Origin of the sequence: Leifsonia sp. AK011, from assembly GCF_013410945.1 — a bacterium.
Taxonomy (GTDB): Bacteria; Actinomycetota; Actinomycetes; order Actinomycetales; family Microbacteriaceae; genus Rhodoglobus.
The window spans coordinates 665171-683424 of record NZ_JACCCH010000001.1 but is presented as its reverse complement, the minus strand read 5'-3'; the positions used below and the strand labels follow the sequence as shown (position 1 = coordinate 683424).

The 18254-nt window shown below is 67.7% G+C and carries 10 protein-coding genes; 4 read left to right on the top strand and 6 right to left on the bottom strand.

Annotation, left to right across the window (positions count from 1 at the left end):
* Nucleotides 1-53: 53 nt before the first annotated feature.
* Nucleotides 54-4121, bottom strand: coding sequence for an SdrD B-like domain-containing protein (locus tag HDC94_RS03325; protein WP_179494844.1), 4068 nt, complete (start codon nt 4119-4121; stop codon nt 54-56).
* A gap of 168 nt (nt 4122-4289) precedes the next feature.
* Here HDC94_RS03325 and HDC94_RS03320 point away from each other — a divergent pair, with 168 nt between their 5' ends.
* Entirely contained in the window at nt 4290-5909 is a 1620-nt protein-coding gene (locus HDC94_RS03320) for a DHA2 family efflux MFS transporter permease subunit (protein WP_179494843.1), read from the top strand.
* A gap of 190 nt (nt 5910-6099) precedes the next feature.
* On the opposite strand, the gene HDC94_RS03315 is transcribed toward HDC94_RS03320, so the two are convergent.
* The gene (locus tag HDC94_RS03315; protein WP_179494841.1) at nt 6100-8169 is read right to left on the bottom strand and encodes an acyl-CoA dehydrogenase; all 2070 of its coding nucleotides are present in this window, start codon (nt 8167-8169) and stop codon (nt 6100-6102) included.
* A gap of 167 nt (nt 8170-8336) precedes the next feature.
* A complete protein-coding gene (locus HDC94_RS03310) occupies nt 8337-9437 on the bottom strand; it encodes an LPXTG cell wall anchor domain-containing protein (protein WP_179494839.1) in 1101 nt (366 codons plus the stop codon).
* 136 nt (nt 9438-9573) lie between these two features.
* Between HDC94_RS03310 and cofG the strand changes: the two genes are divergently transcribed.
* From cofG to fgd, 3 genes are read left to right on the top strand one after another with little or no spacing between them, the layout of a single operon-like run.
* Complete coding sequence (cofG, locus tag HDC94_RS03305; RefSeq protein ID WP_179494837.1) at nt 9574-11781, top strand: 7,8-didemethyl-8-hydroxy-5-deazariboflavin synthase CofG; 2208 nt, start codon at nt 9574-9576, stop codon at nt 11779-11781.
* On the top strand, nt 11778-13298 hold the full coding sequence (locus tag HDC94_RS03300) for an NAD(P)/FAD-dependent oxidoreductase (protein WP_179494835.1): 1521 nt from the start codon (nt 11778-11780) through the stop codon (nt 13296-13298). Before cofG ends, HDC94_RS03300 begins: the two co-directional genes overlap by 4 nt.
* A gap of 27 nt (nt 13299-13325) precedes the next feature.
* Nucleotides 13326-14339 carry a glucose-6-phosphate dehydrogenase (coenzyme-F420) gene (gene fgd / locus HDC94_RS03295; RefSeq protein ID WP_179494833.1) on the top strand — a complete coding sequence of 338 codons (1014 nt, stop codon included), beginning with the start codon at nt 13326-13328 and terminating at the stop codon, nt 14337-14339.
* 108 nt (nt 14340-14447) lie between these two features.
* Here the strand turns inward: fgd and HDC94_RS03290 are convergent, their stop codons facing one another.
* The 3 genes from HDC94_RS03290 to recQ form a co-directional block, all read right to left on the bottom strand.
* Entirely contained in the window at nt 14448-15494 is a 1047-nt protein-coding gene (locus HDC94_RS03290) for an SDR family NAD(P)-dependent oxidoreductase (RefSeq protein ID WP_308495615.1), read from the bottom strand.
* Nucleotides 15495-15589: 95 nt separating this feature from the next.
* On the bottom strand, nt 15590-16138 hold the full coding sequence (locus HDC94_RS03285) for a TetR/AcrR family transcriptional regulator (RefSeq protein WP_179494829.1): 549 nt from the start codon (nt 16136-16138) through the stop codon (nt 15590-15592).
* A 140-nt stretch (nt 16139-16278) separates the two neighbouring features.
* Nucleotides 16279-18249: a DNA helicase RecQ gene (gene recQ, locus HDC94_RS03280; protein ID WP_179494827.1), complete on the bottom strand. Its 1971-nt coding sequence runs from the start codon at nt 18247-18249 to the stop codon at nt 16279-16281.
* Nucleotides 18250-18254 lie beyond the last annotated feature (5 nt).

Genomic DNA, 18254 nt, shown 5'->3' with positions numbered 1-18254 from the left:
GCGCCGAACACCCGCGTGGGGAACATCGCTGAGCGACGTCCCCCACGGGGGTACTAGATGGACTCGCGGCGACGACGACGGGCGACGTACAAACCGAGACCGGCGAGAACGAGCGCGAGGCCGGCTAGCGCGCCGAGGATCGGCGCCTCCGCACCTGTGAAGGCGAGCGGCTTCGCCGGAGGTACCGGGCCCACCGGCGTCACGGGCGGCTCGCCGCAGGCGCTGTCGTCCACCACCGTGTCCTCGAAAGTGAGAATCGCGGTGTTGAGGTAGCCCGTGCCCGATTCGGTCGAAGTGAGCACGCAGTCTGCCGACGCCTCGGTCACCGTCGTCGCGAGTGTCGCCTCGACCACGACCTCATACGTATGGGTCGCCTCGCCCGCGATCGGCACATCGGCCGCGACCTCGTATTGCGTGACACCGTCCCAGTCGGCTTCGGTGGGGATGCCACCCGGGCCAGTGTTGCTCACAGTCGCTGCATCCACAGTGATCCCGCCGCCGTACTGGAGCTCGTCCTCGAGGGTGTATTCGCTCGACGCGGTGCCGGCATTGGCGACGACGATCTCGTACGTCACGGTCACCTTACGGTTCGCGTCGGGCTCGGTGCTGGAGACGAGACGCTTTGCCACGCTCAGCTGCACGTCGCGATCGATGATCACACCCTGGTCCCACGTGGGATCACTGGTGTCAGGGAGGAGCGTGATGATGCCGGTCTGGCCCGTGACGGGGTCACCGTCGGAGTCGACCGTGTCATCCGTTCCCTGGTCCTGCGGGCTGAACATGCTGTTCGAGTCCAGCGCCTCGGGGTCGAAGGTGACCCGGTAGGAGCCGCTTGCCAGGCCCGGGAACGAGTAACGCCCATTCGCGTCGGTGACCGTGCTGCGGGACACGACGTTTCCGTCGACGTCCGTTCCCGAGATGCTCACGGGGAATCCGGCGATCCCGGGCTCACCCTCGTCCTGGATACCGTTCGCGTTCAGGTCCTCCCAGACAAAGTCACCAATGGATGACTCGATGATCTCGATCGCGCGTGAAGCCGGTCCAACCTGCTGCGAGACCCCGTCAGCTCGACCCGACGTGATGTTGACGTAGACATCACCGCCGGCGTTGCTCGAGGGAACCATCACGATGTTCGCGCCGAAGGCATCCTCCGGCTCGAAGTCGCCAGCGCGCAGGAAGCGCAGACCCGTGACGTCTGCGATCGACGTCGGGCACTCGGCGCTCGTGCCGTTGCCGGAGACAACGGTGGTGCCGTCACACCAGACCGTCGCGCCGCTAGCGAGGTTCGAGGCATCCAGGGGATCGGCGCTGAGCTGCGCACTCGGGCGCGATGTCCACAGGGTCTGAATGCCGGTGCCCGTCGTCGACACGCTCGTGAGCGCCAGGGTACCCGTGAAGTCACTGCCCCCGAGGCCGTCGGACGGGAGCACGTCGATCACGTCGACGTCGGAGACATCCGTGGGGGAATCGATGTTGGCGAACTCGATGTTCCACTCGAGTTGTCGCGGAATCGTGACCCCGGTGGGGTTGAGTTCCACGATCGTCTGAGGCGTCGACTTCGCGATCTTGATGCCCGTCGGCACGATCACCTGGATCTGTGCCGTGTCGTCCCGCAGCGTTGCGGCGGAGGGGTCGCCGTCCGCGCTCACGAGCGCCACGTTCGTGTAGGTTCCATTCCGCACCGTCTCGAGCAGCTGAACCGTGTAGATGATCGGGTCGATCTCCGAGCCGATCTCGTTGGAGCCGAGATTCCAGCGAATGTACGTCTCGCCCTCCGCGCAGCTGAGATCGGCATCGACCGGGCTGCTGCTCGCGACAACCTCAGGGGTTATGGCGGCACCGCTTCCCCGTACAGACGATACGAACTGCTGGTATGCCGGAAGACAGTCCTCGACGACCACATCGGAGAACGTACCGGCCGGCACATCCGCGGTCAGAGTGGGCGTGAGGCGGTAGTCGACGGTGTTTCCCGCGGTGTACTGCGGTACCGCAGTCCCGGTGAACTCGCCGGTGCTCGGGTTGCGCACCTCCTTGGTGAGGCGGGCGATAGCCGCGCCGAGAATCAGGCGGTCACCGAACTTGCCCGTGTTCGCTTCGAAGTCGTAGGCAGAGAGGGTGGTGTCCACGTCGGAGGCGATGATCTGCGACGGCGTGAGAACACCCTCGACGAGCTTCTGCGCCGTGTAGTTGGGCAGATGATCGCCGACCTCGTAGTTGTCGAGCACACGAAGAGCGATGTCGATTCCGATCGCCGTGAGGTCCCCGTTGGGCGACGCCTTGTCGGAGAAGGTGGCTCGCACCCGGTTGACGCCTGAGTACGTGCCATCCGGCTGGAGAACGGCTCCGGGTACAGCAGCGGGGTCGTCGTACCAGATGCCGTTGTCACAGGCCGAGTCCGCTCCCGGACCGAAGGCGCCAGAGCTGTACTGGATGCTGAGGTTGTCGAGCTCAGCGAGGCTCGTCTGGTACTGCGCGTTGTAGTAGAAACCCCACACGAACGCCGCGTCGCCGCCGGAGTTCAGTTTGTCCTGGAATCCGCGGTACGTGCCGGGCGCGAGGGCGAACGCCGCTGGATCCCAAGCGTCACACACCAATGTCGTGCGTGAGTAGGTGGTGCCGGAGCCCGGTGGAATGTAGTGGACGTAGTACAGGGTGCTCATGACGGTCTGCCCGGGAAGAACCACCGTGTTGCCGTCGTGAGCGAGCCCCGACCCGGGCGGACCATCGAAGATGTTGAGACTGTACTGGGAACCGGGCGTGTTGGCGGGGTCACCGTACAGCCCGGTGAAGAACTTGTCGTAGCTGCCCGCATTGCGAAGGGTCGACTGGCCGACGCGATTGTTGTTCTCGGGCACGGGGTCGACATTGGGCTGACCGCTGATGTCCACGCCGGAGAGCTCACCGAAGGTGTTCTCCCAATTGAGAGTCCAGATGTTGTTGGAGTTGATTCCGAGATCGAGGATCGCGTCGGTCGGGATCTCCATGTAGAAGGAGGTCGAGACAACGTACGCGAGATCCGCCGGCAGGGCACTCGTGTTGTCGGAGCTCCGAGTCGGAACCGAATAGGCCGACGTATCGGCGCCGACGATGCTGACGTTGACCGGGGTGCCGAGTCCGCCGGGCTGGGTGCAGGTGACCGTGCCGCTGTTGCTGACGGCAGTAGACCCACCCCCCGTTGTACCGGGCAGGAGATTCCCGCTCGCTCTCAGGATGTCGCAGTAGGTGAGCCTGGGGGCGTACTTGGTCATCGGGTCCGAAGCTGCCAGCCATGCTGCGGAGCTTGTCGTGCCAGGGCCGTAGAAGGCGTCGGGTGAGATGTCGTCGGTGAAGGTGATCGGGTTCGCCGCGGTCGCTACGAGCGGCGAAACGCCCTTCGCGTTGTTCGGCGCCGTGATGGTGAGCGGAAAGAGCACTGCCATGCAGGTGCGGGAGACGTCAAAGCTGCAAGGCTGGGTCGCCTGGTAGAGCGGCCCAGTGTTCTCGGTGGTCGATGCGCTGCGCTTGGAGAGGTCATATTTCGGAGCCGAACTCACGCTGTGAGAAACCTCAGGCGAGACCACCGGGGTTGTGACCTGAGTGCTCACCGCAGAAGCAGAGACCGGGCCGAGCACGGTGCCGTTGGGCACCTCGGTGCGGACCTTCGCCGTGAAGGTGTAATCGAGAGACGTGCCGGGGCTCTCACCATTGACGCGACACACGACCGTCTGCTGCGGAAGGGAGAGGTACGACGTCGCGCTGAGGGGGAGCACCGGCGCGCCCACCGTTGCTGGCGTGACGGATGACCCGGAGAGACAGAACGGGGGCAGCGAGACCAGCTCTTCGCCCTGCGGGAGGGTGAAGGTGATCGTGGGATTGGTCTGGGCTTCGTCGCCCTCGTAGCGGATACCCACCTTGTACGCGACCGTGTCATTGGTGCGCACGATCTCGTCCGAACCACTGACGTCGTTGCCTGCTGCGGCGGTTGCGTCGAACGGGGCTGTTCCCGTGGTCTGGGTGAGCGTCAGCTGCAGCGTTGCTGCAGCGTAGGCCGGCGAGGCGGCCAGCGTCCCGGCGAGGATCGCGGAGACGGTCAGTGCTGTTGCGGTGGCGATTCGGGAGTGAGGAGTGTGGGCGCGCGGCATCCCGCACCTCGTTTCGTTGCTAGACGGAAAAGGTGACGGAGAGTTGCGGACCCCCACGGCGAGAGTATCGGTAATACCCCGCAGCCCGGACAGTCCCCCAAAGGGGGGACACGACATCTCCGGGCCGCGCCTACTCCCCGCCTCATGCCCGGGCGTATGCTCGCGGGCATGACCGAGCAATCGTCCCGCCGCCGCTGGCTCGGACTGGTTTTCATCAGCATCGCCGTTGCGCTCATCATCGTCGATTCGACAATCGTCAACGTCGCGATTCCGTCGATCGTGGACGACCTGGAGATCTCCTCCACGCGGGTGCAGTGGGTGCAGGAGACCTACACGCTCGTGTTTGCCGCGCTCCTGCTCGTCTTCGGAACCCTCGCCGACCGCTTCGGTCGTCGGCGCCTACTTCTCATCGGTGTCGTGATCTTCTCCCTCGCCTCGGTGCTGGCCGCCCTTTCCACGAGCGGCGAGCTGCTCATCGGCTCACGCCTGCTGCAGGGGCTCGGCGGCGCCATGATCCTGCCGTCGTCGCTGTCGATCATCAACGCCACCTTCCGCGATCGCGAGCGCGCGATCGCCTTCGCCATCTGGGGTTCGACCATCGGCGGCATGGCGGCCGTCGGGCCCCTGCTCGGCGGCTGGCTCACCACGTACTACTCGTGGCACTGGGCCTTCGGCATCAACGTTCCGCTCGGCGTGATCATCGTGATCGGGGTCTTCGCGTTTGTTCAGGAGTCGCGCGAGGAGGGAGCACCCCGCCGCATCGACGTCGTCGGCGCGCTGCTCTCGGTCGTGCTGTTCGGCTCGCTCGTATTCGGACTCATCGAGGGTCGCACCTACGGCTGGTGGTTCAGCGACAGCCCGCCATCCTTCTGGACGCTGGATGTCTCGCCCATCCCGTTCGCGTTCACGCTCGCCATTGCGGCCGGCGTGGCCTTCGTGCTGTGGGGACTTCACCGCGAGCGCGCGGGACGCAGCACCATGCTCGCGTTCGGCCTGTTCTCGATCCCCTCGTTCCGCAACGGCAACATCGCGGCCCTCGTGGTCTCGCTCGGTGAGTTCGGCATCATCCTCTCGCTGCCGCTGTGGCTGCAGAACGTGCTCGGGTACGACGCCCTGCAGACCGGTTTCGTGATCCTCGCGCTCGCGATCGGCTCGTTCGTGGCCAGTGGTTTCGCAGGGGCGTTCGGCAACCGGATCTCTCCCGTCACGATCGTGAGGGTGGGCATCCTCGCGGAGATCGTGGGCCTGCTGGCGGTGGGGCTCTCGCTCAGCACCGGCGCCTCGTGGCTGCAGGTGGTGCCCGGGCTGTTCGTCTACGGCTTCGGCGTGGGGCTCGCGACGGCGCAGCTCACGAGCGTGATCCTCAAGGACGTGCCCATCTCCGAGAGCGGCCAGGGGTCTGGCACGCAGTCGACGTCGAGGCAGGTGGGCCCCGCACTCGGCATCGCGATTCTGGGCACCATCCTGTTCACGTCACTCGGCACGGGCCTGCAAGCGCGGCTGGAGGATCAGGCATCCATCCCCGCCGACGTACGCACGCAGATCGTTGACGCCGTCGTCGACTCGGCGGGCTCGGCGATTCCGGGCCTCGAGGCGAAGTCGCCGGATGCCGCGACCGACGCCCGCGAGGCTTTCACCGACGCGACCCGCTACGCGACCTTCTCGGCGGCGGGATTCCTCGCCCTCGGCTTCCTCGCAACCCTCCGCCTCCACGGCGAGCGCCCCCGCCGCGAGGACCCCTCCCCCGGCGCCGCGTCGCCCACCCCGGGGGCCGCGACTCCCGTCTGACCGCGGCTCCTGTCCGAGCGCCGCTCCCGTCTGATCCGGCTCCTGTCCGACCCCCAAAGAGCGCGCTGATTGACGTTATGCGCGCAAAATTGCGCACACCTTGTCAATCAGCGCGCTCTTTGGGGAACTACGGAGAGGCACGTGCCGCCGCAACAGCACGGGATGCGAGAGCCGAGGTGGCTCCGTTTGCTCAGGCTCGGACGGGCTTGGCCGGGGCCTTCTCGGGGATGGGGGCGGTTCCCGTCTCGCGCTGGTGCGCGTAGTAGGCCCTGGCCTCATCCTGGCGCTCCTTCTCGGCGCCGAGAGCGATCGGCGCACCGATCAGCTCGGGGCTGAGCTCGAACGCCGCGATGAGCGGCAGTGCGTACTCGCGCAGGCGCGGCAGGAGTCGGTCGTCGATGTAGCTCGTGATCGCCTGCGCCCGCTGCGCCGAGATACGCCCGTGGATGAGGTACCACGCTGCGTGCTTCTCGATGAGGCCGAGACCGAAGAGGTCGCGCAGCCACGTGAGCACCTGACGGGTGTCGGCATCCTCGATCCCCTCGACCGCCTCCGTGAACGCCTCCCACTGCAGCAGCTCGCCGTGGGCGCGCGCCGCCTCGATGAGCGCGTTCTGGTTGCTGTTGAACAGCTGCGCCGCCTCCATCTTGGGGAGCTTGTTCGCGTCGCGCAGGCGTCCCGCGATCTCGGCGATCATCGTCTGCACGCGGTCCGTCAGCAGCTGGCGCTGCGCGTCGGCGTCGCGCACGTAGCCGACCGACCGGGCGGTGGAGCCGAAGTCGACGATGGACTGGGCGAGCTTGCGGAGTCCGGTGCGGTTGATCGTGGCATCCCCCACCTGGCCTGCGACGTACTGGGCGAGCGCGCCAGCATCGGCACCAACGAACTTGCGTGAGTAGTCGGTGAGGAGGCGCTTGGCTACGAGCTGCAGCAGCACGTTGTTGTCGCCCTCGAAGGTCGCGTAGATGTCCAGGTCGGCACGCAGCTGGGTGAGACGGTTCTCGGCGAGGAAGCCGTTGCCGCCGCAGGCCTCGCGCGCCTCCTGCAGGATGTCGAGTGCCGCCCAGGTCGACAGCGGCTTGAGCGCCGCGGCGAGGGTTTCCAGGTCCTGCCGGTCCTCGTCGGTGTCCTCGCGCCCGCTGAAGACGGCGTCGAACTTCTCGAGGAACACGTCGTGCGCGAAGCTCATCGCGTAGGTCTCGGCAAGGCGCGGCAGCAGGCGGCGCTGGTGACGCTGGTAGTCGAGGATGACCTCCTCCTCCGTATCGCTCGCCGCCGTGAACTGGCGGCGCTGCGATCCGTAGGAGATCGCAATGGTCATGGCCAGCTTGGATGCCACGACCGAAGCCCCGTCGAGCGAGACCCGACCCTGCACCAGGGTCCCCAGCATCGTGAAGAACCGGCGGCCCGGGCTCGCGATCGGCGAGGAGTACGTGCCATCCTCAGCCACGTCGCCGTAGCGGTTGAGCAGGTTCTCGCACGGGACCCGCACGTCGGTGAAGTGCAGGCGCCCGTTGTCGATGCCGTTGAGGCCGCCCTTCAGACCGTCATCCTCGCCACCGATGCCGGGGAGGAAGTTCTTGTCCTTGTCGCGGATCGGCACGTAGAACGCGTGCACACCGTGGTTCACGCCCTTGGTGATGAGCTGCGCGAAGACCACGGCAGCTTCGCCGTGGAGGGCTGCGTTGCCGAGGTAGTCCTTCCAGGCCGCGCGGAACGGAGTGTTGATGACGAACTCGCCGGTCGCCTCGTCGTAGGTGGCCGTGGTGCCGACCGCCGAGACATCCGAACCGTGACCCGTCTCGGTCATCGCGAACGCGCCGGGGATCTCGAGGCTCATGATGCCGGGGAGCCACTTCTCGTGGTGCTTCTCGGTGCCGAGGTGCATGACGGCCGCACCGAAGAGGCCCCACTGCACGCCCGACTTGATCTGGAGTGACGGGTCGGCGAGGAGGAGCTCCTCGAACTGGGCGATGTTGCCGCCGTGGTCCTCGAGGCCGCCCACGTTCTTGGGGAACGCCTTGTGCACGGCCTTGGACTCGACGAGGATCCGCAACTGCTCAAGCACGCGCTCCCGGTGCTCGGCCATCGTCTGGCCGGGGATGCGCTGCATCGCGGGGGTGGCGGATAGTTCGCGGGATGCTCGGCGCTCGTCGGCCCAACGCCCGAGGAGTCGCTGGCCGAGGGCCGCGACATCCACCGTGGGCTTCTCCGGCGCCTTCGCCGGAACCTTGCTGGTGCGATCGATTGTCTGGCTCATGACGTTAACGTACGACTGCTACAACGAATGCGTGAATGTGCCGTAGGTGTTGCACGAAGCCGGGTCGGGTGCGCCGCCACGACGTTGGGCACTCCGCACAATTGAGCGCGGTAGCGCGGTTGGCCGCCCCCTCTTCCGGCGACCAACCGTGCCACTGCTATCTGTCGCTAGGCCCGCGAGCGCGACCGCACGAGAGCGAGCCCTCCGAGCGCAGCGGCACCGAGGGCGAGGAGTGCAACCCAGGCGCTTGAGGAGCTGCCCGTGGCCGCGAGCACCGGGGTGTTCGGCGTGGGCACACTCGGCGTCACGCCATCGACGACGCACTCGCCCGAGAGGTCGGGGCCGGGCACCGCGACGGGCACCTGGTCAAGATGCGTCGTGATCGCGGCATCGTTTCCCGTGTTGATGGGCGTGAGGATGTCGGAGTTGTAGATCCAATCCGCATCGTTGTTCTGCCCCTGGAAGATCGCAGCGCCGTCAAGATTGACGTCGCCGCCCACATACCGGCGGTCGATGTAGCTGGGGCTCTGCAGCACGTTGTCAGCGGAGGTCAGCACCGTGCTCTGGAGCACCTCGGTGTCGTTGCCGCCTCCCTGGAAGATCACGGCGCCATTGTGGTCGACGTCGCCCCACCAGAGGGATGCGACGCCGCCCGAGATGTAGCGTTCGCTGCCGTCATAGTCGACTCCCGAGACATCCGTGCGATCCCACACGTCGAAGGCGGGATCGGCGAAGTCGACGAGCGGAGTAGTGGCGCCGAGCGTGACGGGGGTGGCGGTCATGACGCCCAGGTGATTGCGGTGCTCGATCGCAACGTAGTAGTCGCCGGCCGGGACCGAGAACTGTGCCGCCCGGGCAAGGTCGCCGTCACGCTGGACGAGGATCGCATCGGTCGCGACGACCTGAGTGGGGTCGGTGGGAAGACGAAGCTCGACGAGCACCCAGTCGACCACATCGTCGGCGGGTGCAGCAGCGGTGGCGAGGTCGCCGGTCGCGCCCTCACCGCCGTGCAGGTAGAAGCCGAGAGCCGAGTAGGGCTCGGTGGACGGAAGCACGGGCACGCCGTACGCCGCGCCGGTACGGAGGTCGTCGCGCATGAGTCCCGTCTGAGCGTCGAAGGCTCCGCCGAGAACGACGCGAGCGTCGAGCGTGAGAGGCACGCAGTCGTCAGCGACCGCGGCGGTGGGCAGCGCGGCGAGGCTCAGCGCGCTGACGGTGAGGGCACCGAACGCGGCTGCGCCGATGCGGGTGCGAGTGGTGGTGAGCATGAGTCGTCCCCTGAGGTGTGCGGTGAAGTGTCAATGCGATGACAGATATGAGAGAGGCGTCCGCTGGTTTCATGACGCGATTTCAGGAGCAGGGTTATCCCGGCAGTGTTCGCGCCACCGCGGGTACGCTGGATTGATGACGCTGCTGCGCTCGGATCGCTCCACGATCGACGAGATCCTCGAGCGTGTCGCGGCGGGAGGCCGGGCATCCGTTGACGACGCGGAAGCACTCCTCCAGGCACGCGGCGATGACCTCGAGCGGATGCTGCACCTCGCGTCGCACCTGCGTGACACAGGCCTCGCTCGCGCCGGTCGCCCCGGGGTCATCACGTACTCGCGCAAGGTGTTCCTGCCGGTGACGACCCTGTGCCGTGACCGCTGCCACTACTGCATCTTCGTCGACACCCCCGGCCAGCTGCTCAAGCTCGGCAAGCCCGCCTACATGAGTCGCGAGCAGATCCTGCAGGTCGCACGCGAGGGCGCCGCTCTTGGGTGCAAGGAGGCGCTGTTCACACTCGGCGACCGCCCGGAGGAGCGCTGGCCAGAGGCCCGGGCGTGGCTCGATGAGCACGGCTACGAGTCGACCATCCACTACGTCGCGCACATGGCACAGGCGGTGCTCGAGGAGACCGGGCTGCTGCCGCATCTCAACCCCGGCGTGATGACCGCTGCGGAGCTCGAGTACCTGCGGCCGTTCGCGCCGTCGATGGGCATGATGCTCGAGACGACGTCGACCCGGCTGTACACGGAGAAGGGGCAGGTCCACTACGGCTCGCCCGACAAGGACCCGGCGGTACGCCTGCAGGTGATCGAGGATGCCGGGGCCGCCCGTGTTCCGTTCACCACGGGCATCCTCGTGGGCATCGGCGAGACCGTGCGTGATCGGGCGGAGTCCCTCATCGCGCTGCGCGATGCGGACGATCGGCACGGACACGTGCAGGAGGTCATCGTGCAGAACTTCCGTGCGAAGCCCCACACGGCGATGCAGGGCGTTCCGGACGCCGAGCTGCTGGAGTACGTGGCGGCCGTCGCGGTCGCACGCATCGTGATGGGGGCGGATGCTCGCATCCAGGTTCCACCGAATCTCTCCGACGCCAGCGAGTTCGAACTGCTGGTGCGGGCCGGCGCGGACGACTGGGGTGGCGTGAGCCCCCTGACCGCGGACCACGTGAACCCCGAGCGGCCGTGGCCGCAACTGGAGGACCTCGCGGCGTCCACCGCGCGGTTCGGCTTCGAGCTGCGCGAGCGTCTGACCGCGCATCCCGAGTACCTGAACGACGAGTGGGTCGACGCGGGGCTTGTCGCGCGGGTGGTGGAGATGGCGGATGAGCGAGGGTTGGCAGCGACTCGTGGGATGAGTCTCGAAACCTCGCAGGGTGATGACGTTGGTGAGGTTTCGAGACGCCCGCTGCGCGGGCTCCTCAACCAGCGGGACGAGCCCCTCGACGAGCTTGTGGCACGGGCCAACGACCTGCGGCGGTACACCGTGGGCGAGGCGGTGAGCATCGTCGTCAACCGCAACCTCGACTCGTCGCGGTTCGCCGAGTACGGCATCGAGGGCGCGGCAGCGGTAGCCCGCGACGCCTGGGAGCTCGGTGCTACCGAGCTGTGTGTGCAGGGCCTCATGCCCGGAGGGGAATACCTCGAGTTGGCCCGGGCCGTGAAGAGCGCCGCGCCGGGCATCCACCTGCACGCCTTCCGCCCTGCGGACATCAACGACTTCGCCACCCGCAGCGGCCTGTCGTTGGATGCCGCGCTCAAAGCGCTCCGCGATGCGGGTGTCGACACCATCCCCGGTACTGGCCTCAAGATCCTCGACGAGCGCGTGCGTAGCCGGATCGCCCCCACCGACCTGCCGATCGAACGCTGGGTCGAGGTCATCACGGCGGCCCACCGAGTGGGCTTCCGCACGAGTTCCGTCATGTTCTATGGTCACGGCGAGACCGCCGAGCAGCGCATCGCGCACCTGGAACGACTCATCGAGATCCAGGACGAGACCGGTGGATTCACGGAGTTCGTGCCCATCCCCTTGCCCGGGTCGACGGTGAGCCTCGACGAGCATCGCGCGGTACATGCCGTGTCGCGCATACTGCTGAACGGGCACATCCGTCATATCCAGGTGCCGTGGACGCGGCTCGGGTTCGAGGCATCCGCCGCCATGCTTCAGGCCGGCGCCGACGACCTCGGCGGAACCCTCCTCGACGGCCGGGTGCGGCCGGAGTTCGGCGTCGAGTTCGGCCAGGAGCTGACCCTCGACCACGCGCGCAGGATCACGGGCAAGCTTTTCCGCCCCCTGCGCCAGCGCACCACCACCTACGGGGAACCCGACAGGAAGCTCGCATGACCCATGTGCGGGTCGCCATCATCGGCGCGGGCTTCGCGGGTCTCGGCGCGGCCATCGCGCTGCGCCGCTCCGGCGAGGAGTCGTTCGTCGTGATCGAGCGCGGCGAGTCGGTCGGCGGCACGTGGCGTGACAACACCTACCCCGGCGTCGCGTGCGATGTTCCCTCGCACCTCTACAGCTACTCGTTCCTGCCGAATCCTGGCTGGTCGAACGTCTTCGCCCGGGGCGGCGAGATCCACGCCTACCTCCGCCGCGCCGTCGTGAGCGAAAGCCTGGGCGACCACCTGCGTCTCGGCACCGCGATGACAGCCCTCCGCTGGGACGACGAGTGGGCGGTCTGGCGGGTCACGACGAGCGGCGGGAGCCTCACGGCCGATGCCGTGATCCTCGCGGCCGGGCGACTCACCGAGCCGCGCATCCCCGACCTCCCCGGCATCGAGACGTTCACGGGCGACATGATGCATACGGCCCGCTGGCGAGACGACCTCGAACTCGCGGGCAAGCGCGTGGCCGTGGTGGGCACGGGAGCCTCGGCGGTGCAGTTGGTTCCGGAGCTGGCCGGGGTGGCGGCATCCGTCACCGTCTTCCAACGCAGCGCGCCCTGGATCGTGCCGCGCCCGGACCGCGCCTACTCCTACGACGAGCTGAGCGAGTTCGCGAGCGACCCCGACGCCGTCGAGCGGGTGCGCACCGCCCAGTTCTGGGAGGGCGAGGCGATGTTCGCAGCCCGGGCTGGCGACCCAGCTGCAATCGCCGCGGCCCGGCAGGAGGCCCTCGATCACCTGCACTCCCAGGTGGCGGATGCCCGCCTCCGCGCTGCGCTCACCCCCGACTACGAGATCGGCTGCAAGCGGCGGCTCATCTCCAACGACTACTACCCGGCGGTCGCGAGCGGTGCGGTGCAGCTCGAGCCCTCAGCCCTCGCATCCGTGGACCAGGGCACGCTGGTTGCGGCGAGCGGCGAGCGCTATGACGCCGACGTCGTGATCTTCGCGACAGGCTTCGAATCCGCCGAACAGCCCTACGCGCATCTCGTCGAGGGTATCGGCGGCGTCACCCTTGCCGAGCACTGGAGCAACGGGATGACCGCCTTCGCGTCGACCAGTGTGCACGGGTTCCCCAACCTCTTCGTCGTCAACGGCCCCAACGCGGGCCTCGGACACAACTCGGCGATCTACATGATCGAGACGCAACTCCAGTACGTGCTCGGCGCACTCGGGCACCTCACCGAGGTCGGTGTGCTCGAGGTGAGTGCCGAAGCGGAACGCTCGTACGCCGCGGAGATCGACCGCATGGCCGAGCCCACGGTGTGGCTGAGCGGATGCGACAGCTGGTACCTCGATCCGCGTAGCGGGCGCCTCACCCTCCTGTGGCCGGGGTCGGCCAAGGAGTTCCGTGAGCGCAATGGCACGTTCGATCCGGCCCCGTACCTGCGGCCTCCGGTCAGGAGCAACACGCAGACGCGCACGGTAGCGCCGCCGGCATCCGTCGATCAGGCGCTGTCGGTCGGCTGGTAGCAGCAGGAATCACCGAAGGAGACACAGATGAAGCACCCCATCCGGTTCGGATACAAGGCCTCGGCCGAGCAGTTCTCGCCCACGGACCTGCTGCGGTACGCCGTGCTCGCGGAGGAGGTCGGGTTCGACTCGATCTTCGTCTCCGACCACCTCCAGCCGTGGAACCACGACGGCGGGCACGCACCGGCCGCCATCCCGTGGCTCGGCGCGCTCGGCGCGTCGACCGACCGCGTGCTCATGGGAACGTCGGTGCTGACGCCCACGTTCCGCTACCACCCCGCGGTCATCGCCCAGGCGTTCGGCACGCTCGGCTCGCTCTACCCTGGGCGCGTCATTCTCGGTGTTGGCACGGGTGAGGCACTCAACGAGGCCACCCTCGGCATCCCGTGGCCGGAGCCGCCGGAGCGCTTCGCTCGCCTCAAGGAGGCGCTGGGGCTCATCGAGAAGCTGTGGTCGGAGGAGCGCGTCACCTTCGACGGCGAGTACTACCGCACAGTGGATGCCACGATCTACGACCGGCCCGAAACGCCCGTGCCCGTCTACATCGGCGCCGCAGGGCCTGCAGCAACACGACTGGCCGGACGCATCGCGGACGGCTTCATCACGACCTCCGGCAAGAAGCGCGAGCTCTACACCGAGACGCTGCTGCCGGCACTGGCCGAGGGACTCGAGAAGGCCGGACGGTCGAGCGACGACGTCGACACCCTCATCGAGGTGAAGGTGTCGTTCGATCACGACCACGAGCGTGCGATGCAGGACACCCGATTCTGGGCCCCCCTGGCACTCTCGCCCGAGGAGAAGATGGGCGTGGAGGACCCGATCGAGATGCAGAGGCTGGCGGATGCCCTGCCCATCGAGCGCGCGGCATCCCGTTTCATCGTCTCAACGGACCCCGACGAGCACGTCTCGCGCATTCAGGAGTACCTCGACCTCGGCTTCAAGCACCTCGTGTTCCACGGCCCGGGCCACGACCAGGAGCGCTTCCTCAAGCTCTACGGCGACGAGATCCTGCCGAGGTTGCGGTCCAACCCCGCGGGTTGAGGAGCGACCGAAGGTCGCGTCTCGAAACCTCACCACCGAAGCTATTCGGATGTGAGGTTTCGATAACGCCGGGCTTCGCCGCGACTACTCAACCCACGAGGTGGAGTGTTACTGCGCCGACCAGCCCCCGTCGGAGGCGAGAATGACGCCCGTGATGTTGGTGGCGTCGTCGCTCAGCAGGTAGGTGATGGATGACGCGAGCTGCGCCGCCGTCGCGGGCGTCGGGATCGACCCCAGCAGGCCGCCCACTCGCTCCTCACCGAGCTCCGAGTCGAAGCTCGCCTGGATGTTCGTGAGCACCGGACCGGGCGCGACCGCGTTCACGCGGATGCCGAGGTTCGCGTACATGAACGCCGAACTCTTGGTGAGGCCGACGACAGCGTTCTTCGACGTCGTGTAGGCAAGGCCCGCGGCCGATCCGCGGAGCGCCGCCTCGGAGGCGACGTTCACGATCGACCCGCGGTGGGCCGCGAGCATCACGGGCAGCACTGCGCGGGTGAGGCGGAACGGCCCCTCCACATTCACGCGCATCACACGCTCCCACACAGCATCGCTGACCTCGTGCAGCGGCGTCATGTTGTCCATGATTCCGGCGACGTTCGCGAGGCCGTCGATGCGGTCACCCGCCGCCGCGACGATGGCCGCGACATCCGCCTCCTTGCTGATGTCGCCGACAACGGTAACGACATCGAAGTCGGCGAGTGTCGCGGCCAGCTCGGTGAGGCGATCCGCGACGACGTCGGCCGCGATCACGCGTCCGCCCTCACGTGCGATGCGGGATGCCGTGGCAAGCCCGATACCGGACCCTGCACCCGTCACGATCACCGTCTTGCCCGCGAAGCGCCCGGGAGTGATGGTCTCGACCCATTCCTCAAGTTCGGGGGCGGCGGCAGCCTCTTCCGCGGCGGGCGCGCTCGGCGCGACACCCGCGGCTGCCTCGGCAGCTCGCACCTCGGCGACGAGACCATCGACGATCTCCTGCGTCATCATGCCGCGGCTCATCGGGACCAGTCGCTTGAGCGCGAGTCGCCGCACGGGCTTCAGCTGGTCGACGGACCCGCCACCGGACTCCACGAGCTTGGTGAGGATGGGGCCGCCGATGGGGTCGGCGAGCCAGTCGGCGATGGAGGACTTGTCGGTCAGTGGTGAGGCCACGGTGTTCTGCTTTCCCTCGGGGTCGTATGCGGACAACCTTGTCCGGTTAGAAGAGATTATGCACCCGCACCGTGCAGGGCGAAAGGTCTTTCGGCCTACGGCAGGTGAATCCTCAGCATCGCGAGCGAGCGGCTCACGATGGCGGGGCGCTCCTCCGGGAGCGCTCCGTTGAGGGCACCCGCGAACATTCGAATGGACAGCATCACGTCGTCGATGTCGTAGCTCGACGGCACGGTTCCCGCCGCCCTGCCCGCCTCAAGGGTCGGGACGAGGATGCCACGCATGCGCCGCTCGAACTCACCCAGATGCGGGTCGTCGCGGAGGGTCGCGGTCAGCTCGATGAGCGCCGCAGCCTCGGTGACCTGCGCGACGACCTCGCCCAGGACATCGGCGAGGGTGCCGCCGCGCTCGACGATCGCGTCGAGGTCGTCGAGGTTGCGCTCGAAGGCCGCGAAGGCGAGCTCTCCACGCGAGCGGAAGTGGCGGTAGAGCACACCCTGGCTGACACCGGCGCGCTTCGCGATGGCGCTGAGGGGGGCATCCGCTCCCTGCTCGGAGAAGACCTCGGTCGCGGCCCGCAGCAGGGCGGCGCGGTTGTCGGCGGCCGCTGCTGGCCCCCGGTTGCTGCGCGCGGTGCTGGTCACTGGTGAAGTGTACGACTCGCGACCGGTGACCGACGCGAGCGAGAGGTGCCCAGAGTGACGAGAGGTGTGCACATGTGCGCGCTGGTTGCCAACCAGCGCGCTGATTGTGGATAGAACGGGAGCGGAGCGGGAGCGGGGCGCTACTCGTCGGGCGGGTAGTCGTCGTCGGGTGGGTAGTCGTCGAAGGGGGGCGCGTCGTCGGGCTCGGGCGCGAAGGTCGTGACCGGAGCCTTGGCGGGAGCGGCAGCGGGGGCAGCACTGGGCACGGATGCCGCGGCCGGCGCACCGCCGGGCTCGGGTATCGCACCGCCCGAAACCACCGCGAGCAGAGCTTCGCCGTACTGCTCCAGCTTCTTCTCCCCGACACCGCTGATCTCGGCCAGCTCGGCGAGGGTGGACGGCTCGGTCACCGCGATGCCACGGAGCGTGGCATCCCCGAACACGATGTACGCGGGAACCCCCTGAGCCCGAGCCTCACCCGACCGCCACTCTCGCAGGCGCTCGAAGAGGGGCAGGGCATCCGTCGGAAGGTCGGCCTTGACCGCCTTGCGCGCAGCCTTCGACTGCTTGGGAGCCTCGCGCCGCAGCAGCACGGGGGTGTCGCCCGAGAGCACGGAGCCGGAGGTCGGCGTGATCGCGAGCACCCCGTATTCACCCTGCACCGCGAGGAGCCCGCGCGCGAGGAGCTGGCGCACGACGCCGCGCCACTCCTGTTCGCTGAGCTCCTGGCCGATGCCGTAGGTGGAGATCTCGTCGTGGCGTCCGCGGGTGATGCGGTCGTTGGTCTTGCCGAGAAGGATGTCGATGATGTGGCCTGCGCCGAACTTCTGGTTGCGCTCTCGGTCGAGGCGCACGACGGTCGAGAGGAGTTTCTGCGCGGGCACCGTGCCATCCCACGTCTCGGGCGGAGCGAGGCAGGTGTCGCAATTGCCACAAGGCTCAGAGGTCTGCCCGAAGTACTGCAACAGCTGGACGCGGCGACACGAGATCGTCTCGCACAGGGCGAGCATCGCGTCGAGGTGGGCGGAGAGGTTGCGGCGGTGCGCGAGGTCACCCTCGGACTGGTCGATCATGCGGCGCTGCTGCACGACATCCTGCAGGCCGTACGCCAGCCAGGCCGTCGACGGCAGCCCGTCACGACCGGCTCGACCGGTCTCCTGGTAGTAGCCCTCGACCGACTTCGGCAGGTCGAGGTGGGCGACGAAGCGCACGTCGGGCTTGTCGATGCCCATCCCGAACGCGATGGTGGCGACCATCACGAGGCCGTCCTCGCGGAGGAAGCGCGACTGGTTCGCGGCACGCAGGCCCGAGTCGAGACCCGCGTGGTACGGCAGGGCCGGGATGCCGTTCTCGACAAGGAAGTCAGCGGTCTTCTCCACGGATGCCCGCGAGAGGCAATACACGATGCCCGCGTCGCCGGGGTGCTCGGTGCGCAGCAGCGAGAGCAACTGCTGCAGCGGCTGTGCCTTCGACTCGATGCGGTACTGGATGTTCGGCCGGTCGAAGCTCGACACGAACTGCTTCGCATCCCCGAGGTCGAGTCGCTGCGCGATCTCCGTGCGGGTGGCCGCCGTTGCGGTGGCCGTGAGCGCGATGCGCGGCACGGTCGGCCAGCGCTCGTGGATCATCGAGAGCCCGAGATACTCCGGCCGGAAGTCGTGGCCCCACTGCGACACACAGTGCGCCTCGTCGATGGCGAAGAGCGCGAGCTTCGCGCGGTCGAGCAGCCCGGACGCGGCGCGCAGCCGCTCGGGGGCGAGGTACAGGAGGTCGAGTTCCCCGGCGATGAGTGCGGCTTCGACGCGTGCGCGCTCCTGCGGGGACTGCGTCGAGTTGAGGAAGGCCGCACGCGCCCCGACGGCGGCGAGGGCATCCACCTGGTCCTGCATGAGGGCGATGAGCGGCGAGATCACGACGCCAGTGCCCTCTCGCACGAGCGAGGGGATCTGGTAGCACAGCGACTTGCCGCCACCGGTCGGCATGAGCACGAGGGCATCCCCGCCGTCGATGACGGTCTGGATGATCTCGCCCTGCTGCCCGCGGAAGCTCGAGTACCCGAACGTCTTCTCGAGGACGCCGAGCATCTCAGCGGTACCGGGTGCGGGCGTCATGAGGC